This window comes from Winogradskyella psychrotolerans RS-3 (genome assembly GCF_000427335.1).
In the GTDB taxonomy this organism is placed as follows: domain Bacteria; phylum Bacteroidota; class Bacteroidia; order Flavobacteriales; family Flavobacteriaceae; genus Winogradskyella; species Winogradskyella psychrotolerans.
Window position 1 is genome coordinate 1 of the sequence record NZ_ATMR01000139.1, and the last position, 21,063, is coordinate 21,063.

Annotated in this window: 22 protein-coding genes; all 22 read left to right on the forward strand. The window is 31.7% G+C overall.

Annotated elements, in window-relative coordinates:
* The first annotated feature begins 534 nt into the window (after positions 1-534).
* Entirely contained in the window at positions 535-1,104 is a 570-nt protein-coding gene (locus tag ADIWIN_RS14445; RefSeq protein ID WP_040757517.1) for a Crp/Fnr family transcriptional regulator, read from the forward strand.
* Between the two features lie 61 nt (positions 1,105-1,165).
* Positions 1,166-2,035, forward strand: a complete 870-nt coding sequence (locus ADIWIN_RS14450) for an NAD-dependent epimerase/dehydratase family protein (RefSeq protein WP_020896156.1) — start codon at positions 1,166-1,168, stop codon at positions 2,033-2,035.
* Positions 2,036-2,037: 2 nt separating this feature from the next.
* Complete coding sequence (locus tag ADIWIN_RS21685) at positions 2,038-2,169, forward strand: hypothetical protein (RefSeq protein WP_262507770.1); 132 nt, start codon at positions 2,038-2,040, stop codon at positions 2,167-2,169.
* A 303-nt stretch (positions 2,170-2,472) separates the two neighbouring features.
* Positions 2,473-3,720 (forward strand): hypothetical protein, encoded by a 1,248-nt coding sequence (locus ADIWIN_RS14455; protein WP_020896158.1) that lies wholly within the window; start codon positions 2,473-2,475, stop codon positions 3,718-3,720.
* A 170-nt stretch (positions 3,721-3,890) separates the two neighbouring features.
* Positions 3,891-4,667: a DUF6602 domain-containing protein gene (locus ADIWIN_RS14460; protein WP_020896159.1), complete on the forward strand. Its 777-nt coding sequence runs from the start codon at positions 3,891-3,893 to the stop codon at positions 4,665-4,667.
* Between the two features lie 154 nt (positions 4,668-4,821).
* A complete protein-coding gene (locus ADIWIN_RS14465; RefSeq protein ID WP_020896160.1) occupies positions 4,822-5,802 on the forward strand; it encodes a CBS domain-containing anti-phage protein in 981 nt (326 codons plus the stop codon).
* 160 nt (positions 5,803-5,962) lie between these two features.
* On the forward strand, positions 5,963-7,012 hold the full coding sequence (locus ADIWIN_RS14470) for an ABC-three component system protein (protein ID WP_040757479.1): 1,050 nt from the start codon (positions 5,963-5,965) through the stop codon (positions 7,010-7,012).
* 16 nt (positions 7,013-7,028) lie between these two features.
* Positions 7,029-7,493, forward strand: a complete 465-nt coding sequence (locus tag ADIWIN_RS21955) for an ABC-three component system middle component 2 (RefSeq protein WP_040757480.1) — start codon at positions 7,029-7,031, stop codon at positions 7,491-7,493.
* Positions 7,493-9,304, forward strand: a complete 1,812-nt coding sequence (locus ADIWIN_RS14480; RefSeq protein ID WP_040757481.1) for an SMC family protein — start codon at positions 7,493-7,495, stop codon at positions 9,302-9,304. Before ADIWIN_RS21955 ends, ADIWIN_RS14480 begins: the two co-directional genes overlap by 1 nt.
* A 111-nt stretch (positions 9,305-9,415) precedes the next feature.
* Entirely contained in the window at positions 9,416-9,700 is a 285-nt protein-coding gene (locus tag ADIWIN_RS14485; RefSeq protein WP_152487270.1) for a hypothetical protein, read from the forward strand.
* Positions 9,701-10,036: 336 nt separating this feature from the next.
* The gene (locus ADIWIN_RS14490; RefSeq protein WP_040757483.1) at positions 10,037-10,375 is read left to right on the forward strand and encodes a hypothetical protein; all 339 of its coding nucleotides are present in this window, start codon (positions 10,037-10,039) and stop codon (positions 10,373-10,375) included.
* A gap of 80 nt (positions 10,376-10,455) precedes the next feature.
* On the forward strand, positions 10,456-11,334 hold the full coding sequence (locus ADIWIN_RS19715) for an energy transducer TonB (protein WP_020896164.1): 879 nt from the start codon (positions 10,456-10,458) through the stop codon (positions 11,332-11,334).
* Between the two features lie 157 nt (positions 11,335-11,491).
* Positions 11,492-12,223, forward strand: a complete 732-nt coding sequence (locus ADIWIN_RS14500) for a BatD family protein (RefSeq protein ID WP_040757485.1) — start codon at positions 11,492-11,494, stop codon at positions 12,221-12,223.
* Between the two features lies 1 nt (position 12,224).
* Positions 12,225-12,818, forward strand: a complete 594-nt coding sequence (locus tag ADIWIN_RS14505; RefSeq protein ID WP_020896166.1) for a hypothetical protein — start codon at positions 12,225-12,227, stop codon at positions 12,816-12,818.
* 116 nt (positions 12,819-12,934) lie between these two features.
* Entirely contained in the window at positions 12,935-13,330 is a 396-nt protein-coding gene (locus ADIWIN_RS14510) for a hypothetical protein (RefSeq protein ID WP_020896167.1), read from the forward strand.
* A 17-nt stretch (positions 13,331-13,347) separates the two neighbouring features.
* Complete coding sequence (locus ADIWIN_RS14515) at positions 13,348-13,815, forward strand: PEGA domain-containing protein (RefSeq protein WP_020896168.1); 468 nt, start codon at positions 13,348-13,350, stop codon at positions 13,813-13,815.
* Positions 13,816-14,091: 276 nt separating this feature from the next.
* The gene (locus ADIWIN_RS14520) at positions 14,092-15,012 is read left to right on the forward strand and encodes a hypothetical protein (protein ID WP_020896169.1); all 921 of its coding nucleotides are present in this window, start codon (positions 14,092-14,094) and stop codon (positions 15,010-15,012) included.
* Between the two features lie 212 nt (positions 15,013-15,224).
* A complete protein-coding gene (locus ADIWIN_RS14525; RefSeq protein WP_040757486.1) occupies positions 15,225-16,490 on the forward strand; it encodes an aryl-sulfate sulfotransferase in 1,266 nt (421 codons plus the stop codon).
* 248 nt (positions 16,491-16,738) lie between these two features.
* On the forward strand, positions 16,739-17,800 hold the full coding sequence (locus tag ADIWIN_RS14530) for a glycoside hydrolase family 26 protein (RefSeq protein ID WP_040757488.1): 1,062 nt from the start codon (positions 16,739-16,741) through the stop codon (positions 17,798-17,800).
* A 73-nt stretch (positions 17,801-17,873) separates the two neighbouring features.
* Entirely contained in the window at positions 17,874-18,134 is a 261-nt protein-coding gene (locus ADIWIN_RS14535; protein ID WP_040757490.1) for a hypothetical protein, read from the forward strand.
* A gap of 440 nt (positions 18,135-18,574) precedes the next feature.
* A complete protein-coding gene (locus ADIWIN_RS14540) occupies positions 18,575-19,600 on the forward strand; it encodes a Riean_0653 family protein (RefSeq protein ID WP_020896173.1) in 1,026 nt (341 codons plus the stop codon).
* A gap of 56 nt (positions 19,601-19,656) precedes the next feature.
* Positions 19,657-20,445, forward strand: a complete 789-nt coding sequence (locus tag ADIWIN_RS14545) for a hypothetical protein (protein ID WP_040757493.1) — start codon at positions 19,657-19,659, stop codon at positions 20,443-20,445.
* The last annotated feature ends 618 nt before the right edge of the window (positions 20,446-21,063 follow it).

Sequence of the window (21,063 nt, forward strand, 5' to 3'; positions counted from 1 at the left end):
AGTCGAAACACATTTGTCTGGTTGAGCGTAGTCGAAACCTCTATAACAGGTTGAGCACAGTCGAAACCGAGTTGTCAGGTTGAGCATTAGCGAGATCAAAATATATGTTGAGCGAAGATAGCTTACAACGTAAGTCGAAACACATTTGTCTGGTTGAGCGTAGTCGAAACCTCTATAACAGGTTGAACACAGTCGAAACCGAGTTGTCAGGTTGAGCATTAGCGAGATCAAAATATATTTTGAGCGAAGATAGCTTACAACGTAAGTCGAAACCTATATAACAGATTGAACACAATCAAACCATGGATGTCAGGTTGAGCGCAGTCGAAACCTCTTAATAAAACAAAACACCATCAACAAAGAAACGACCTGCATTCAAACACCTAAAGCAATTCATAGAAGACAAAGACTATAACAATAAACCTATTCAAACCACGCTGCATAAACAAAATGGTTGTTGCGATTCTTACAGTTTCATAGGCTAAAATTTTCAGCTATCTTCGTAAAACAGCTACGATGATTAAAAACACACCCATGAAAAACTTACACCACTATATCCAATCACGATGTAACATATCCCAAACCGATAGCAGTTTAGTGGAAACCTATTTTACTTCCGAAAATGTACCAGCCAACACCCTACTCTTAGAAGCCGGAAAAACAGAACGCTATGTGTATTTTCTAAGCGAAGGCATTGTAAAAGGCTATCAAAATGTAGATGGTAAAATTGTAGTACAACATTTAGTCGCCGAGCACGATTTCTTCACCTCCCTAGAGAGTTTTATGAGTGAAACTCCTGCTCCAGACTATTACGAAACCATTACCGACTGTAAACTACTTAAAATCTCTAAACCAGATTTCGAGCTCATCCAAGCGCAATCCACCTTTTGGAGCGACTTTATAAAAACAGTCACCAACGCGCACCTCAATTGCAAAATAGAACGCGTCAAAGATTTCCAGGTATTAACAGCAAAAGAACGCTATCTAAAGTTTATAACACAACAGCCTAACCTAGCCCTAAACGTCTCTGTAGACAATATCGCTTCCTTCCTAGGTATGGAACCGCAATCCTTAAGCCGGATTAGAAAACAGATCACTATCTAACATTTGTTATTTTTCAACGCGGCATTACGGCAGACCTTTACGCAAACAAAAAACAATAGTGATGAGTAAAGACTTAGCCTTAGTAACCGGTGGCAATGGCCATTTAGCAAACAATCTAATCCGTTTGTTGCTATCCAAAAACCAAAACGTAAGAACAACCGTTAGAGATTTAAATAACACCGCACCGTTTAAAGGTTTAGATGTCGAGGTGGTGCAAGCAGATCTTCTAGACAAAGCAGCCCTAAGAAAAGCATGTAAAGACGTCACGCACATCTATGCCGTAGCCGCCAACTTTAGCATGTGGGCAAAAGACCCAAAAACGGATATTTACGACAACAACCTAAAAGGCACCCAAAACCTGTTCGATAGCGCCAAAGCATGTGGCATTAAAAACATCGTCTATGTCAGTTCTGTGGCGGCTTTAGACTTTAACACCTTACCAGCCAACGCAGATAACGGATATAATACAGACCGAAGAAACTGGTATTACAATTCTAAAAACGATTCTGATAAACTGGCTTTAGCCTTAGGTGAAACATACAACATCAGAACCGTGCTCATTTTACCATCGGCAATGATTGGCAGCCACGCCCACAAACTCAGTTATTCTAACAACTTAGTCTATCAAATTTTAAAAGGTGAAATCCCTGTAGACACCAACGTCACCTTAAACTGGGTAGATGTAAAAGACGTGGCTTTTGGCGCATATCAAGCCATGCTAAAAGGCAAAGACCAAGAACGCTATATCCTCTCTAACCCAACACACACCACATTACAAGACAGTGTAAACATAGCCGCAAAGCTATACCCAGAATTACAATTAAAAACCCCTAAAAAGTACCCAAATGCCTATTGTACACGGTTGCTGGTCTCATGGAGTTCAGCAGTAAACTCACAGGGAAAGAACCCTTATTGCAACGGCATTATTTAGATATGTTTTATGGACTAAAACAAGATTATGATATTAGCAAATCTAAAGAGGAACTCAACTTTAATCCTAAACCATCAAAACAAGCTTTAGAAGAGGCACTGACCTACTTAAAAACAGACTGGAAAGTGCAGTAGATGTAATGCATAGTTATAATATAAATATAAAACCACTTGGCGAATGCTTGGTGGTTTTTGCGTTTAATACAGTTTTACTTTGCTATTACGGTTTACCGTAAGTTAATTAGAATAGAAGGTTTTAATTTGGCTACTGATTTTTAAGACCTATACGTAACTTTACGTATAGATTTACTGATAAATAACGATTATGTTTGTTAGATACCTCTTTAATGTATAAAGGTTATGATTAACTTACTATATTTAGGGGATATGAGTAATAAAAGTTATTATATAATTAGTTGGCAATAATTAAAAACCAGAATGAACATAATACAAAGAATTAGAAATTTATTTAGTAGTAAAAATTCTTTAGAAGCGAAAATTGAAACCCTGATAAGTCAAAATAATAAACTTCTAAAAGAAAATAATCTACCAAGTGAGAAATTAATAACTGATTTTGAAATAAAAAATAGTAATACGTCAATTAAATTTGAAGGAATCACAGATAGTGAAATGATTAAAAACCTACCTGAAATTTATCTAAATAAGGAAAGTCAGGAAACAATATCGGGAACACTTTCAAACATTACTGGAGGATTAGCAAATGTAGGAATAACGTCTACTGCAACTTATGGTCTATTTCAAGCAACAGCAAATCCAGCTACATTAATGCAACTCTCGAGTGGAGGAGTTGGATCTGCTGTAGTTAATGGTGGACAAATTACTCAACAAGCAGGTTTTGTTCAAGCAGGAACTACAATGTTTACACCAATGATAATATTTCAAGTAGCATCAGTTATTACAGGACAATATTATATGAATAACATAAGTAAACAACTGAATTCCATTCAAGAAAAATTAGATGAACTTCTAAATCTTTTCCATATTGAAAGACAAGCTAAATTGGTTAAATCTTTTCAGTTCATATCAGAAATCCTAAATAAACAAAACTTTGTGATTGAGGATTTTGTCTTATTAAAAATGATATTATCAGAATTAACAGATATTCGTGAGGAATACTTTTTAATGGTACAAAATTCAGTTGCAAATATTAAAAACAATAATTTATATTCAGCATTAAACTCATTGAGCGAAGCAAAGAAAATAGCTCAAGAATTTGAAAAAACAGGTTTTATTTTTAAAATGAAAACCTCTTTAATAGCGGACGAATTATATCATTTAACAAAAATGGCTGAATTTCATATGAACATTTGTTATAAAAATCCAGATTCGAATAGAATAAGTCACCTATCCAAAAAAATTGAAGAAATATCAAAATTTGATATAAAAGAATTATCGTTTAATAGGACTAACAATTTATATAAAGAAATGAAAGAAGATACATTAGGTTCGATTAAATATTCGGAGAAAGAATCTTGGTTTAATGAATCTGAGATAAAGTTAATTAGAATAAATATTGAAAATGGATTTAAAGAATTTGAAAAAGTAAAATCTGAAAAATTTATGTCAATAAATAAATCATATAAAAATTTAATATTACCATTTAATGAAGACAAAAAAATAATAATTGACAATAGAGAAGGAAAAGGAAAATTATATATTGAATAATAACTATTGCCAACACCGTATAAAAATAATTGCCGTTTAGTGCTTAATCAAAGGTCGTTGCGTGTTTGTAACGTCTGATTTTCCTTCGGAAAATCCTCGCATACAAACCCGCAACTATTCTTATACATAAACGCTGTACCTCAATCAACCACGCAATTACCAAATAGAATATGATTAACACATTAGAATATCAAATATCCTTAAATAAAGAACTTGATACAATTAAAAATAGAGTAAGAAATCTAATAGGAAATGCTAATTGGGGAGAAGATGGAAGGTATAAAGAAGAGAAACTAAAAACAATACTTAAAAACAGATTACCGCAAAATTTATCTGTTGGAACTGGCTTCATTCTGAATCAAATATCTCACAATGAAAATGTAGTATCTAAACAGATTGATATTTTAGTTTATGAAAATAATCAAGCGCCTATTTTTTCAGAAGGAGATTTTGTTATTGTCACTCAAAATAGTGTAAGAGCAATTATTGAAGTTAAATCCAAAGTTTTATCCAATCGAACCCATAAAAATGGACTTTATAAAGTTGTTGAGAATTTTAACTCAATTGTAAGGTTCCCATCAGTTGCAAGAATAGATAATAATAGAATTTTTAGAGGACTTATTTCATTTGATTATCAAGGAGGCATAAATTCAACAGTAATAGATGAATCTATTAGATTGTCGGGTGGAATTATTAATCACTTTTCATTAGGCGGTAATATCTTCATTAGGCATTGGGTTAATGGAGAAGGTTTACAACCACCTATTAATGTCAATTGTAATTCAAATTTCTATAATATTTATGAATTAGAAGATTTATCCCATTCTTACTTCATTTCCAATCTAATTCATATGACAACTTCTGTGGACTTATCAGACAGATATTTCATGGATTTTCCAATTGAAGGCAGTAAAGAAACTAGAAGGAATAGAACAGTCTGTCTATAAAAAACGAGGCACAAAACCTTGTAATATTAATTCACTGGTCAATGTCAACTTACGAAAACTCCACTGGATTTTCTATTCGGTTTTCATTTACTAAATTAAGTGCTTAAACCACACAAGAAAACATATACAAACACATTAATCACAATTAAAAAAAATGCAGATAAGAGAAGATTTTAAAGAAATAATTAGCGAAATTCAAGAGAATAATAAAGAATTTAAAATGTCGCCAAGAGATTTTCTTGCATATTTTCATTGTTCAAAAAGAACAAAAGGAAACACTGGAAGAATTGATAATTTTTTAGAATCAAAAAGAATAGAAACAATTCCAAATTACATAAACGTTTGGATTGACGGAGAGTTAACGCTAAAACATAAACCAAAAGCGAAAAGTAAGACAGAGCCTGACCCAATTCAAAGAATTAGTATTTTGCCTTCAGCAAATAGAACACCAGTCACAACGACACGTGATGCTAAATTAACTGATGCTATAACGAAAATGATGATGCATAATTATTCTCAACTTCCTGTTTTAAGTAATCCAAAAAGCATTGTTGGATTTATAACTTGGGAATCAATTGGCTGTGCAATTACAAACGGAGTAACAACTGAACTTGTAAAAGACTATTTAAATTTTGAATATACTATTTTAGAATATGATACACCTTTATTAAAAGCGATAAAAACAGTAATCGAAAAAGAATATGTAATTGTACAGAAAAAAGATAAATCATTTAGTGGAATTATAACTTTAGCAGATGTAAGTAGTCAATTTTTAACTTTAACAGAACCTTTCCTTCTTTTAGAAGAGATTGAGAATCTTATTCGACTTCTTTTAGATGACAAGTTTCTAATCCAAGAATTAATTGATTTCTGTAAAAATGAAAATGATGACAAAAGTATTGAGACAATAGACGATTTGACTTTTGGTCAATATATTAGGTTAGTCGAAAAACCTGAAAATTGGGAAAAACTTAAATTAAAAATAGAAAGAGTTACATTTATAAAACAATTGAATGTCGTTAGAGAAATTAGAAACGATATAATGCATTTTGACCCTGAAGGAATTACATCAGAACAAAAACAAGCATTAATAAATATGGCGAAATTCTTGACAGATATTAGGAAATTCCACTGAAAATAACTGTGGCTAACACTGTCTAAAATTAATTGTTAGAACAAGCCTACTTACGAAAATCATCTTGAATTTTCTATTCGGTTTTTATTTGCTAAATTAGGTTCTTAAAACACGCTACTAATCTTATCCATAAACATTAGCTGCAAGCTAAAAAAAACGAATGACATACTACAAAACATCACATCAAGTCAATTTTGGTAAGAGGATAATACCTCTTAAGTTGATTGAGCATATGTCATTTGATGACTGGGAAGATTTTATTGAAGAATGGGTTGACATAAAAAAGACTGAATATATAGAGGCTGAAAGATTCGGAGGTGCCGGAGATAAAGGAAGAGATGTTGTAGGCTATGTAACTGATAAAAACAAACAAAACTATACTTGGGATTGTTTTCAATGCAAACATTATAAAAGTGCATTAACACCTACTCAAGTATATAAAGAATTTATTAAAATATTATACTATACTTTTAAATTAGAATACCCAATTCCTAGAAAATTTTATTTTATTGCACCAAAAGGTTGTGGAACTTCACTTTCCAAATTACTTCAAAATCCAACCGAACTAAAAAAATCAATTGTAAATAATTGGGATAATCATTGTAAAATTGACACTACTGCAGGTGGAATAAAATTAGAAGGAGAGTTTTTAAAGTGGGTAAACAATTTTGACTTTTCAATTTTTTCAAAAATTCATACTAAGAATATTTTAAAAGAACATATTTCGCATCCAAATCATCGAATAAGGTTTGGTGGTGGACTACCTGAACGTGAAAAATTAGACACCGGTACTATACCAAGTTCAATCCAAAGTACGGAAACCACATACGTTAATCAACTTTTATCTGCATACGGTTCTGAAAGCAAAGAAGATTACAAAAATGTAATAGATTTAGATTCAAAAGAACTTTATAAAAACCATTTTACAAGAGCTAGAATAAGTTTTCATCACGCAGAACAGTTAAGGAATTTCACTAGAGATAACCTACCTATTGACACCTTTGAAGATTTTCAAAATGAAATATTAGAAGGGATTATTGATATTGTTGAAGAAATCCATTCAAATAATTTTATAAAAGTTAAAGAAGTAGAAAGAGAAGCAGGAAAAGCAATAATCTCTTCAAACCCACTAAAGGAGGTTAGTCTTATTTATGATAAAAAAGGAATTTGTCATCAATTAGTTAATGATAATAAAATCAAATGGACATAATGGAAACTAAAAAAATATAAATCCATTTAATAATAGTGTTGAAGCTGGTCTTCGAATCTTAACAATTTTAAATGAATCATTTCCTCAATCTTTTGATTTACAAAACCTTGTTTATCTAGATTACCTAACTATACATTCAGCAGACATTGACAAAACAACGCAAAGTCTACATCCCGCAGTACCTTATCGATCAGGTGAAATAATGGTTAGAAGTTCTATCATTGATAAAGGATTAAATCTTTTTATCACAAAGAATTTAATAGAAAAGCAATATAATTTTAATGGTATAGAATATAAAGCAACTGAAAACGCAATGCCATTTCTTGAATCACTTGAAGAACTATACTCAATCAAACTTCAAGAAAAAGCAAATTGGGCTATTAATAAATACTCAAAACACACCAAACAAGAATTAAAAAACATTATGACTCCAAAATTATCAGAGATAGACAATGAGTTTAATATTGAAATTTTACAATAATGAAAACGGGATTCATAATAAAAGAATTAAGACTGATTGGTAAATCAGTTGAAAATGCAAGTGTCGTTTTTAAAAGAGGCGTTAATATCATTACGGGACCTTCAAACGTAGGTAAATCATATATTTTCCAATGTTTCAATTATATGTTTGGTGGTTCAAAACCGCCAAAACCTATTAAAGAATCAAGAAATTACGATTTTATCTATTTAGAATTAATTGATTCAACAAACACCACATATACTTTATTAAGCGATTTAAAAGGTGGCAATTTTAAACTTTATAATTTATCTATAGATAAAATTAAAGAAACTGATGAATTCGAAATCCTTGACAGAAAACATAGTCCCTATAATGAACAAACTGTTTCCGCTTTTTTACTTAAACTAAATAATCTTACAGGCAAAAAAATTAGAACAAACCAAAAGGGAAAAACTAGACCAATTTCATATCGTGATATTGTAAAATTCTCAATGGTTAATGAATCTAAAATCACTACTGAGGAATCATTAATAGTTAGTCATTATACAAAAGCTACCGAAGAATCAAATGTTTTAAAATTAATTGTTACAGGAAATGATGATAGTACTATAATTGAATCCCTTTCTCAAAACCAAATAGCAAATAGGAAAGGAAAATTAGAAATATTAAAAGAGTTTATAAATGACAACACCAAGGATTTAAAGACTTTTAAAGTTGAACCATCATTGATGCTGAATGAAACTAATTCTTTAATTGAAAAATTAACAGAAAACCATTCTAATCTTCAGAATAAATTCAATGAAATAGAAAGTGAAAGAGTAAAAACTTTAGACATTCTTCATAAAAGACAATCACGTAAAAGAGTAATCGAAGAATTATATAAAAGAACAGACTTATTAAAATCTCATTACTATTCAGATGTATCACGCTTAAAATCGACTATTGAAACAAGCATTTTATTAAATGAAGAAAATCATTCTATCAATGGTAATTGCCCACTTTGTAATGGCGAAATAGAAGAAAGATGTTCAATAGCAGACATTAATAAAATAATAGATTCTTGCAGTAAAGAAATACAAAAAATTGAATCATTGATTCAAGAATTACTTGAATCAGAAAAAATGCTAAAAGAAGAATTTAAAGATATCTCTATAGAAGTTTCTGATTTAGAGGAAAATATAAATAAATACACTTTAGAAATCGATAAAGGAGTTGGCTTGGAAATGGGGTTGATAATTGAACAAATCAATCAACAAAATGAAAAGAAAAGTATAGCTCTTGGAGCTTTATATAAATTTGAGCAACTTGAAAAATTTAAAGCTGAAAAAGAAAAACTAGAAAGCTCTATACCTAAATCTAGTTCTAAAGAAACATTTGAGCATATATCAACTAGATCATTAACACCACTTTCAAAAGCGATAAAATCTGTTCTTAAAGGTTATAATTACCCAAATCTAACTGGTGTCAGTTATAGTGAAGAGCAAAATGATTTTGTAATTTCAGGTGAAGACAGAAATCTATCTGGGAAAGGGGTTAGAGCAATTATTTATTCCGCTTTCATTGTAGCATTACAAGAACTAATATTAAAAAAAGAATATTCAATAGGTGTACCAATAATAGATTCTCCATTAGTCTCTTACAAGAAACCAGAAAACATTGGAGCAGAAAGGATTAGTGATGATTTAGCAATGGATTTCTATAGATATATCTGTAATCAAAGTGATTTAGAACAAATAATTGTAATCGAAAATGAAGTACCACCAACAGACATAAAAGAAAATATAAATCATATAAAATACACTAGAGAAAATGGCTTTATACCAACAAAATAAAGCCTACTAATAACATATTATTTATTAATAACAATAACATACTTATAAAAACCTTGTAATGTTTTTTAATCACCTTCCCAGACTTCTTGCAGTAGTAATCTATTTGTGGACTTGGAAAATATACGTTACAAAAAAATCACCAATGAAAACTTTTTAAATAAGTTTGAACAACAACTGAATGAATTAAAAAAATCAGACGATTTTTCTATTAACAGCAGAATATTCGCGCTGATAAATTATAAAAATAAAAACATAGATACGCTCTGTATTGGAGAATATAGAGGAATATGTTTGAATGGAAACATTTTATCCCATAATGACGATTTTCATAATCTCATAATGGATGAAATTGATTTTTATGACAAGAAATTATACGATGAATTACGTCGGAATTAAAACGTTCGCAATTATAGCAAACTGAATATAGCCTTTTGCCAACACCATATACAATCCAATCCTAGCTCTAGCCCACTTCCAAAAACCCTAAACGATTTCCTATTCCATTTTTATTTACTAAATTAGTTCCTCAAACAAGCAACACCCGAGCGCAGCGAACAGACGAAGTAAACCATACACAAAACCGTTGTGTGTAATTAGAAAACCAGAAAATACAATGAAATTGAAATTAATTTATGTAGCGTTTATTTTCGGGTTTTTAAATATCTCGATAATTCATTCTCAATCTGACCTGAAACTTGTAAAAAAGAAAACGGAAAAACAGTTCACTTTACAATGGTTGACAAAACACCTTTCGAAACTGATTGTGACGAAATTTCGGACGAAAAAGAAAGGACGCAATGTTTGGAAAATAGCTTACGTGAACAAATTCTGAATCGGATTGAAAAAGACTATGAATATTCTGGCGAAATGTATGTTTGGTTTACAGTAGACAAAAAAGGAAACGTGTCCGATATTGCTACTAAAGGATATCCAAGCGCACCTGAATTTGAAAAAGATATACATAAAGCAATTACGGAATTAAAGCTTACTAAATCGACTTACCAAAAACGGAAAGTGAATGTAAGATGTTATACTCGTGTCCTGCCGAAAGTTATTAATCCGAAAAAATAACGACACATAACACCCGAGCACAGAAAACAGACGAAGTAAACCATACACAACAACGTTAGGCAACATTTAAAGCAAATAATATGAAATATAAATTACTATTAGTTACCACCCTTATCTTTAGCCTTTTAACAAAGGCTCAAAATCTTAGTGATGAAAAAATAATGGGAGAATGGAAAGCTATAAATGTCGAAATTCCAAACTCTGATGAAGTGTCTCAAAAAGAAGCTTTAAAATTTATGGAAGATGCTTTTTTAGGCTCAATTTTTAATTTCAAAGGAAATAAAGTTTTTAAAATAGAATATGGTAAAACAGCAGACGATAGAATAAAAGAATTATTTTTTCTTGACAATCAAAATTGGATAATTCAAAATGACCAAATTAAAATTGGAATGGATAACGATTATTCTTCGATGCATATTACTTTTCAAGAAGTAAATGGTAAAACATATTTTTCACTTCCAATGATGCGATTAGAAATGGAGAAAATAAGTACTGACAAACCTTCAAAACCAAAACTGATTAAATCAAAAAAAGAAAAAGCAGAAACAGTTGATTATACTAAATCAGAATTGATAAACAAAGACATTGATAAATCAGAAATTATAGACTTTAAAGAAATAGAAAACCCACCATTAGCACCCGAATGTAAATCGAAATGGGACGTTGAAAAAAAGAAAAAATGCACAAATAAATATATTAATATGCACGTTAGCAGAAAATTTAATACTGATTTAGCTGCAGAAGTAAATGTCACAGGAAAATTTAGAATAAATATTGAATTTGTGATTGACACAAACGGAAGACCAATAAACATTACTGCAAATGGCGGACCTGAAATCATGAATCAAAATGCTATCGAAGTTATAGGATTATTACCTGATTTAAAACCAGGAACAATAGATGGAGAACCTGTAAATGTTTTATACAAAATGCCTCTAGTTTTTCAAATTGCGAAATAAAAACGTCGGGTAACACCATATATAATTTATGGCTAGTTCTGGCCTACTTCAAAAAATCCTCACAGATTTTCTATTCTAGTCATATGTGCTCAATTCTATTCGAAATTTATTCACTAAATTAGAGTCTCAAACACCCAACCCATCCTAAAAAAACAACATGAAAAAAATCACCCTCTTACTTTTAATTTGTTGTTCATTACATATCCTTGCACAAAAAAAACTGGAAATAGAAATCGATAATCCAGAACCAAGAGTTGGACAAAAAGTGACCTTATCCATTAACATGGACTTTCTAAATGAGTACTTAAAAAAAGAATTAGGAAAGAACATCAATGTCACGGGTTCACCCTCAATTTTCGGGATGTCATCAGAAGATTTTCAAAGAGTCATTATTTTCGAAAAAGCAAAAACATATAACATAGGACCATTCGATTTTGAATTTAATGGTAAAACATATACCACGAATACTATGGAGGTCAATGTGCTTCCAAAATTACCCATCGAAAATGGCCTTTGGTTAAGACAAACAGAATTTGAAGGGCAACACTACCTAATTCTCGAACAGTTAATCAGCAACACATCCAATAAAACAGAAAATGAAAACGGTGGCTATTCGGAGACCATTGGCGGAGTTATGCCAGAAGGCAAAGAATTTGCGGAGTTAAATGAAGACTTAACACAAGGCATTCAATTAAGTAATTACAGTTCGGCCACGAACTCTGTAACACCTGACGATGCTAAATCGTATAGTGTTGGTTTTTCGTATACAATTAAAAAGTATAAAATAACATTTGACGAAGATTATAAAGGAGAATACCTCATTTCGGAATCAGACTTTATTAATCTACCTACAAAATTTGATATCGGAAATATTAAATTAAATAAATAATATGAAAAAAATAATCGCCATCATAATCTTAGCAGTCCTGCTCGTTGCTTTCAAGGATCAAGACTTAAAAGGCTACATCACCTTGTTTGAAGATGCAAGTAGCGCCAAATATTACAAATACAGTGACAGTCATTATTTCGAATCGTTTGCCAACGACAAAGAAACAATTGGAGACAAGGAATACTATGTGCGATACAGAAAATACGGTTGGGGAACTGTAGATACCACCTACTACAGAAAAGGCTCGGAAAACTACTACCACATTAATAAAAAGACCTTAGAAGAATCAATTATACTTCCTGTCAACCCTAAAGTGGGCGATCAGTGGCTAGAACATGATAACAGCTGGAGCTACGAAGTGATTGCCAACCAACAAAAGTTTAAAACACCAGCAAATAAATACAAAAACTGTATTAAAGTGCGCTGTAAACAACTAACCAATAAGGATAAAAGAAAAAATAAGGAATACCTACTCTACTATTCACCAGAATATGGATATGTGGGTAATGTAGACAGCAAAGGCAAAATTTTAAGCTATCTGAGCGACGTAAAACTGAACGCCAAAGAAGGAGAGGTTATTGGAGATTTCAAATAGACCTAATAAACGCAAACAAAAATTAGGCAAGGTATGGTATCGCTTATATCTTATTTAATTAACGGGATATAGGTGATGTGCGAACTGAAAAAATATTGAGAATTAAACAACAACATATGAAAAAAATGACTAAAATTCTGTTTTTAATAACAGTAATTGGAATTACAAGTTGTAGTCCAAAAATCTCTTCAAACTTTATTAACCCACAACCAAAATTATCTATTGATGAAAAAGTGGCACTTTTGGATATAGAACACAATTTACCCAAAAATAATATTATTAAAGTTGGAGAATTAAGATTTCAGGATTCTGGATTTTCTACAGATTGTAGTTTTAACAGTTTAATGACTCAAGCAAGAAATGAAGCAAGAAAAAATGGAGCTAATATTGTGAAAGTTGTAGACAAAAAGAAACCAGATTTATGGAGTAGTTGTTACCGATTAAAAATTGACCTTTATAAATACGATGCAGATGTTTCATCATTACCACAATATCAACTAAAACTTGACTAAACCATAAAAACAAATCAATGAAAACTATTTTTAAATCTATCCTATTTTTATCTGTTCTATTGCTTTCAAGTTGCGCAACAATTATTTCAGGTTCACGACAAAATGTTGAGATTACTTCAGAACCAAGTTCTGCGAAAGTTTACATAAACGAAATTGAAATAGGACAAACACCAGTTCAAAAAAATCTCAAAAGAAACCAAGAGTATCAATTAACTCTAAAACTCGATGGATACAAAACATACGAAACCAAATTAGAGAAAAAATTTAATGCTTGGTACATTGGAAATGTATTAATTGGTGGAATAATCGGACTTGTAATCGACCCAATTACTGGTGCAATGCACAAACTGAAACCCGAAGAAATTGATGGGAATTTAAAAAGAGGAACGACTTATGAAACGAAAAGTGGAAACATTTTTATAAAGATAAGTATGGAAATTGACAAGAATTCAGAAAAAGTTGGACAATTAGAAAAATCGAAATAAAGCCTGCATACAACATCGCGCATAATTAATTGCTTGGTTCTAGTTGACTTGCAAAAATCCTTGCGGATTTTTTATCTAGTTTTTATTTACTAAATTAGGTATCTAATCACATTAAGAAACGGTAATGAAGTGCTTTAGAAAAAGTAGATTACACCTTATAGAACAAAATTAAACATAGAAGTATCTTAAATAGGCTATTTGAGAAATGAGCCTAATTGTTATCATAATTTTAAACATAAAAAATACAAAGCATTACAAAACGAATTGTAAATAATTATGAGAAGAATAATAACAATCATTCTACTAGTGTTTACGGTCATTTTAAATGCGCAAGACAATTCCGAAAAAGCAAAAGAATGGCTCAACACCCTAAATTCAGACAAAATAATTACCGAATATTATAACAACTACAAGAATAAGATTCTTAAAGGAACACATCTCGTTTTCGATGATTATGATTTAGACATAACAGATACGACCACCTTAAAAACCTATAAAGAAGCGCTTAACAAAAATTTTAAGTTCTATATTCAAGAAGCCAAAGACAGAACCTTACTAATATATTCCAACTACGACATGGAGCGATTAGATAAATTTATCAACCTCGCAAAATCAGAACTAGATTTCAACAAAGTACTAGTGGAAACCAACTTTGCCAAAATTTTAGAAACCATCATCGAAGAACATAGCGAATACATCGTACACGATATACCTTTTATTGTAAGAAAAATAAAAGCGCTGTCTCAACCTTTAAGGTTAAGGCTAATTATTGATAACGATACAATAGTCAACATCAGTAAAACGGACTTGAATTTAGTATTAGTGACAACCAACCAAAAATATAAACAAATACAAATTCTAAACAGAGTAACCTCAGTTATTGAGGTCCCAAAGGACCTTAAATACGAAGAAATGGAATATGTAATTTTAACCTATAATAATGAACAATATCCTTTTTTAGAAAATCACTATGAGAATTTACCGAAAGAATTAAGAGCCGTTATGAACGAAGAAGTAAAAGAATTACACAATCCTCTGGCTAAATCTTGTTTCGAGAACTTATTGTATTGGGAAATTAGGATTGACAATGACCCCAATACCAATCCAGACTACGAGTTAATAAAAAGACCAGGTGAAAATAATAAAGGTTTAATAAGTTTTAAAACACGCAGCACATCCTTTGGAAGAATAAACTAACAACATACAAAGTATATAATTCAGGAAAAATATTAGCCTACTCACAACATCTACACACATTTCCCTATCCCATTTCCCTGTCCTCAATCAGCCACTCATCCACGCCCAACTTACTAACTAACAAGCGATTAAAACACAACCCCCTATAATTGTCATAATCAAGCGCGTGTTTTTAATAAAAATGGCATCTAAATAGATAAAAAATAGATACTATGAAAAACACATTGAAAATGAATTCAGCTCGCGTGACGGCTTTAGCATTAGTAGCCGTTATGGCACTTTTTACGGCATGTAATGATGATGATATTGAAAGTAGCGACAGTAGCGATACCGATACCACAACAGGAATAGACACCTCAACCTATGTTTTGGTAGTAGACCAAACAGGACAAGGTGCAGATATAATTAATCACGATGGTGACGAAATATTTAGTTGGGACTTTGATGCCGCAATAGGAAATGATGCCAGTCTATTAGATGACGGTAGTATGTTAGTGTGTCTAAAAGCCAGCGATGCTGCAATCACCTTTGGAGGGTATGGAGGTGTATTTCAAAAAATAAATGCCGACCAAACTATAGATTGGGAGGTGTCTTATAACAATACCACACAAACAGCTCATCATGATGTAGATTACTTAGCGAATGGCAATATTATATTCCCGGTATGGGAACAGCTTCTAGTGAGTGATGCAACCGAAATGGGATTTTCAGGTAGTCAAGACATTTATCCTGAAGCGATCATAGAAATGAATCCTGTAACCCAAGAAATCGTCTGGGAGTGGCATGCCACAGATCATTTAATTCAAGATCACGACAGCACCAAACTTAATTATGGTACTGTACAAGACAACCCTAATAAAATAGATATCAACTACAACAGCGCGCAAGCCAATGGAGATATCATGCACATGAATGGTATTACTATAGATGAAACTAATAATATTATCTATGTAACAATTAATAACTACAGCGAGATTTGGGTGATAGACCACAGCACAACAACAGCGCAAGCCGCAACAAGTACGGGTGGAAACTATAATTTAGGCGGAGATTTAGTGTACCGTTTTGGTAACCCTTTAGCTTACGATAACGTAGGAGACGTCACCATAAACGATGTCCATTATCCTAATTTGTTAGATACAGGAAACATGTTAGTGTTTTCTAACAACATTTACGATAACCAATCTGCCGTTTTTGAATACCAATTAAATCCACCTTATCAACTTGTTGCTGGTGAAGATAACGAACCAGAATTGGTATGGTCATTCACCGATTCAGAACTATACAGCTCCGGTTTAGGAGGAGCCGTACGTACACCGAACGGAAATACACTTATTGCAGAAGGTAGAGACGGAACAGTTTGGGAAGTGTCCGATAGCGGTGAAGTCTTATGGAAATATGCAGGATACAATACCCTTTGGAGAGTCTACGCCATACCTGTAGATGACGAGGTGCTTTCTAATTTAGGAGTCGATTAAAAAAACAAAGCACTTACAAAAAAATGACTTTTACTTAAACCTAAGTAAAGGTCATTTTTTTGTCATAGAAATCCAAATCCATACCAATCAGCGCAAACCAGATACAACAACATCCAAAATCAAATTCTAATACACTGTATAGTGTAGAAGAACCATAGATAGTGTTCCTCATTAGACCACCGTAAATACTATAGGGATTAATGTATTTCTAATACATTATGCCTAATTTTGATTTAAACTAAAAAAACATGACATCCAATAAGTTAATTTTCACACTACTATGGCTTTGTGCGACCTGTATAATAGTGGCACAAAAATTCGAACCAGAAGATGGTAAATGTTTAGTTTTTGTTGGACAAGATTTAGAGGCTACCGGAGGTTTAGATGATTATAATAATGGGTACACAGATTATTTTGATACACCTGCTGGAGTAACCATATACACCAACTTATCTCCTAATAATGAATCTTATGGCCACTATAACAAAGGGTTAGACGGGATAAAAACAAAAGTGAATTGGGGCGCTGGTGATTCTTGGGCTAATCTTTATCTTCAAGATTCTACGTATCAAAATACTGCTTTAGCAATAGGGTTATCTATGGTTAATCATGAAAAAAGTGTTGCAAAAGGAAAACTTGACTATTTAATTAATGATTTAGCGGATTGGATTAAAGCGACTAAGCGTCCTGTTTTCTTAAGAATTGGTTATGAATTTGATGGTTGGGATTGGAATCATTATAACAAGAAACATTATCTTAAGGCGTGGCAAAGAATACATGCCATTCTCAAAGCTAAACAAGTAGATAATGTTGCTTTTGTCTGGCAATCTAAAGGAACAGGTTCTAATCAAAAGGTGTTAGAAGAATGGTATCCTGGTGATGATTTAGTAGATTGGTGTGCGTATTCATATTTTGGGCAACCAGATAAAGAAATGATTGTGTTTGCAAGGAAACATAAAAAGCCGGTATTTATTTCTGAAGCAACTCCGGTAAGGCAAATAGACAATTTATACTTTGATTCGGATCTAAAAAAAGTGAAACTCGAAAAAACAATATGGAAAGACTGGTTCATACCTTTTTTCCAGACTATACATGAAAATTCTGATGTAATAAAAGCCTTTAGTTATATAAATTCGGATTGGACGTCTCAGCCTATGTGGATTACTAATGCGACCTTTAATAAGGTAGACTCCCGAATTCAAGTTAGTCCATACGTATCCCAAAAATGGATTGAAGAAATAAAAAAATCAAAATACTTAAATGCTTCAGATGGATTGTGGAATACGAAAATAAAAAATAGACATAGTTAAGCTTATATCCTGTTTATTTTAGGGGATATGGGCTATAAAATCTATTTTATAACGAGATGCAAACATATACGAAATGACGAAAATCAGATATACAAAAGAGAGATTAAGAAGTAATTCAAGAATGGGAATATTCTTTGCAGCAATCGGAATTATTCTCGTTTTGCTGTCTTTTATTACTTCAGAATGGAAAGAAATTTCACTCGCATCTATCGGAATTGGACAAATTGGAGCGGGAATTTTTATGTTTATAATTTATTATTTTGAAAACAAAAAACAATATCTGACTCTGAAAAACGGAGAATTAATAAAAAACAGTCTATTTCCAAAAAAATAAAACTAGCCGAAATAAATTCTATAAGGGAATTTGCTGGAGACTTAAAACTGATTACACAAAAAACTGAATTTATAATTGACACTCAAATTATTGAACCGAATTCTCTAATGGAATTGAAAACTGAATTGAAAAATTATAATCTGAAATAAAAATACGATTTGCCAACACCGTATATAATTTATTGCTGGATTTTTGCTCACTTTCGAAAGTCCTCGCGGACTTTCTTGGTCGGTAATTATTTACTAAATTAGTTGCTTAATACACGCAACAAACCATACACAAAACCGTTGTACCCAATGAGACGAGCGACCTCTATAAATCCAGTTAGAGTTTACATCTCCTGTTCGTTGTGTTCGAGTCTATTCGTTATAAATTTACTAAATTCGGTGCACCGAACACCTATCATAGAAAAAGATTCAATTAAGTTTAAAACCAATGCCATGAAAAACCTATTTAAAATAGCTTTATTAACACTAGTAGTAAGCGTTGTGAGCTGCGCAAGTAATGAAGATGAAACTACAGACACACAACAAACAATTTTTAAAGCAACCATAGATGGGCAGCTATTAGATTATGGAAATACGTCAAATGAAATAACAGCTTTTGTTGAGGTGACGTTATGGGATAATAAGCGATTAGTTATAAGTGGTACTGATTTTAATCTCGATACGTCATTAAAGTTAACTATTGGAGAAACCTTTCTTGAAGATCCAATTGCGACAGGACTATATGAAATAGGAACGTTACAAGATCATTTAGAAACAAATCTCTATTATTATAATTCTAACGATACCAACGGGAATACAACCGCTTCTTCAGAATATTACTCAGGCGTATATGGCTGTGACGTTTTAGCGAGTAACCAAGTTGGTGAAATTAATATTACAAATTTAGATACCGAAAATAAAACAGTCTCAGGAACTTTTAGTGGTACCTTATTTCGATGGATAGATGTTACGACTGGAGAATTAAAGAGTGTAGAATTAGAAAACGGAATGTTTAGTCTTCCATATATCGATAGAACTGAAGACGAGAATCCCGATAAAAATATAATTTCAGCTAGAGTTGACGGTTTTCGTATGGTCACTGACGATCCAGGATCTCCTGATTCTCGCAGATCACAATCTTCAGGTATCGATAAAATTAGAATTCAGGGGTATGATGGCAACTTTGGAAGATTAACTATTTCAGTCCCTTCAGATGTACAAACTGGAAATAATTATGCGTATCAACCAGACGGCAGCTTTCAATCTTTGGGAATCAGTTTTGAGAATAGAATTAACATTCCTGAAAATTTATTGAGTAATAATCCGGATCAATCAAATGATTCTTATATTTCTATTAGTAATCACAACGAAGACACAAACGTTATTGAAGGCACATTTTACATTGAAAATTCTGAAATTGAAGACAGAACCATTACTGATGGTTATTTTAAGGTCACTTATATTGATAATATAGATTAAGTTGTAAATTAAGGAACTCTGAATTTTAAGACACCATTTTACTCAAAACAAAAAACATGCATAAAAGAATACTTATAGTTTCAATCCTCCTCTTAATTACTAGCATTGGATTTGCACAATCTGACAACATCAAAATAAAGTCAGAAAACCTTAAAGAAATCAACTACCTAAAAATGGATGATTTCTATATGACGCATTATTTATATATAGATTTATTCTTGAGAGAGAATTTATGTCCAACGGCAAGCCCAGAAGATGTGTCAACAATACTAAAAGCTATAAAAACTTATGTTTCTGTAGATACTCCTTTAGAAATTAAGATTGAAAAACCTGGTGACAGAAACTATTTAATCAAAATGGCCATCTTAAAAAAAGATGATGGTACTGAACTTTTAATTGCATTTACCAATTGGAGTACAAAAGAACGAAAATTTGAAAAAGAGATCAAAATGGAAAATGACTCCTACACCAGATGGTATTTTCTCAATGATAACAAAATGACCTATCGAAAAGATATGTCTAGCGAGAGTGATTACACGGCTTTGAGCACGTCCGATCTAGCAAATGCCTATCTCTTTGACGAACGCACCGAAAACGACAAACAAATTCAAAGCACAATTAACCAAGCGCTAAAAGAAACCGATCTCATAGATAATATTACCACGCAATTAATACAATTAAAATATCATATCTTTAAAAGAGATACCAACAGTATTAAAAAGCAAGTAGACTATTTAGACACCTTAATTGAAACCAATAAAGCAGATATTAATCTCAAAGGCATAGAAATGGCTTTTAGGGCTACTAAATTTCAAATAGAATTAATGAACGCAAACATAAATTAGGCATAGTTCAGCTTATATCCTGTTTAATTTGCGGGAAATGGGTTATAAAATACTTTGTATAACGAGTTGTGCAACATATGCCAAAGATTGATAATTTGAAATAATAAATTGAAAAAGTATATAAAATATCTAATTTCCTTCCTTCTGATTTTCGGTCTGACGGTTAACGAATGTTCTCTATATTCTCAAACTAATTCTTCGAACTATCATCAAGTCTCAAACATCAATACCCGAAAAGAATTTAGCCATAAATATTCGGAATTATACGTTTACGGTAGACAGCTTCAATCAGAAAAAATATTTGTTGCGCTGATTACATATCTCAACTTACGAGATTTTTATAGTGCTAAATTTACAAGAATCTTTAATTTACAAATTGAACGGTATCAAACAATAAGTTCAATAATAGCTCGACACGTTTTCTTAAATAAAAAATTCGTGTCCAGCAATCAATATACAAGTTTATACATAGCCTAGAACAGACTTTACTTTCTATGCGAATATGCTTTACTGCATAAAATGATAAAACAAATGTCTAATCATTTATCATTACTAAAATGTATAAACAAAAGAATAAAACACATTTGGAGAAATCCAAACAAATCCTTAATTGGATAA

Excerpts from the sequence above, each read along its gene's own strand:
- ADIWIN_RS14445 (WP_040757517.1), top strand. The coding sequence starts at position 535 with ATGAAAAACTTACACCACTATATCCAATCACGATGTAACATATCCCAA.
- ADIWIN_RS14450 (WP_020896156.1), top strand. The coding sequence starts at position 1,166 with ATGAGTAAAGACTTAGCCTTAGTAACCGGTGGCAATGGCCATTTAGCA.
- ADIWIN_RS21685 (WP_262507770.1), top strand. The coding sequence starts at position 2,038 with ATGTTTTATGGACTAAAACAAGATTATGATATTAGCAAATCTAAAGAG.
- ADIWIN_RS14455 (WP_020896158.1), top strand. The coding sequence starts at position 2,473 with ATGAACATAATACAAAGAATTAGAAATTTATTTAGTAGTAAAAATTCT.
- ADIWIN_RS14460 (WP_020896159.1), top strand. The coding sequence starts at position 3,891 with ATGATTAACACATTAGAATATCAAATATCCTTAAATAAAGAACTTGAT.
- ADIWIN_RS14465 (WP_020896160.1), top strand. The coding sequence starts at position 4,822 with ATGCAGATAAGAGAAGATTTTAAAGAAATAATTAGCGAAATTCAAGAG.
- ADIWIN_RS14470 (WP_040757479.1), top strand. The coding sequence starts at position 5,963 with ATGACATACTACAAAACATCACATCAAGTCAATTTTGGTAAGAGGATA.
- ADIWIN_RS14480 (WP_040757481.1), top strand. The coding sequence starts at position 7,493 with ATGAAAACGGGATTCATAATAAAAGAATTAAGACTGATTGGTAAATCA.
- ADIWIN_RS14490 (WP_040757483.1), top strand. The coding sequence starts at position 10,037 with ATGGTTGACAAAACACCTTTCGAAACTGATTGTGACGAAATTTCGGAC.
- ADIWIN_RS19715 (WP_020896164.1), top strand. The coding sequence starts at position 10,456 with ATGAAATATAAATTACTATTAGTTACCACCCTTATCTTTAGCCTTTTA.
- ADIWIN_RS14500 (WP_040757485.1), top strand. The coding sequence starts at position 11,492 with ATGAAAAAAATCACCCTCTTACTTTTAATTTGTTGTTCATTACATATC.
- ADIWIN_RS14505 (WP_020896166.1), top strand. The coding sequence starts at position 12,225 with ATGAAAAAAATAATCGCCATCATAATCTTAGCAGTCCTGCTCGTTGCT.
- ADIWIN_RS14510 (WP_020896167.1), top strand. The coding sequence starts at position 12,935 with ATGAAAAAAATGACTAAAATTCTGTTTTTAATAACAGTAATTGGAATT.
- ADIWIN_RS14515 (WP_020896168.1), top strand. The coding sequence starts at position 13,348 with ATGAAAACTATTTTTAAATCTATCCTATTTTTATCTGTTCTATTGCTT.
- ADIWIN_RS14520 (WP_020896169.1), top strand. The coding sequence starts at position 14,092 with ATGAGAAGAATAATAACAATCATTCTACTAGTGTTTACGGTCATTTTA.
- ADIWIN_RS14525 (WP_040757486.1), top strand. The coding sequence starts at position 15,225 with ATGAAAAACACATTGAAAATGAATTCAGCTCGCGTGACGGCTTTAGCA.
- ADIWIN_RS14530 (WP_040757488.1), top strand. The coding sequence starts at position 16,739 with ATGACATCCAATAAGTTAATTTTCACACTACTATGGCTTTGTGCGACC.
- ADIWIN_RS14535 (WP_040757490.1), top strand. The coding sequence starts at position 17,874 with ATGACGAAAATCAGATATACAAAAGAGAGATTAAGAAGTAATTCAAGA.
- ADIWIN_RS14540 (WP_020896173.1), top strand. The coding sequence starts at position 18,575 with ATGAAAAACCTATTTAAAATAGCTTTATTAACACTAGTAGTAAGCGTT.
- ADIWIN_RS14545 (WP_040757493.1), top strand. The coding sequence starts at position 19,657 with ATGCATAAAAGAATACTTATAGTTTCAATCCTCCTCTTAATTACTAGC.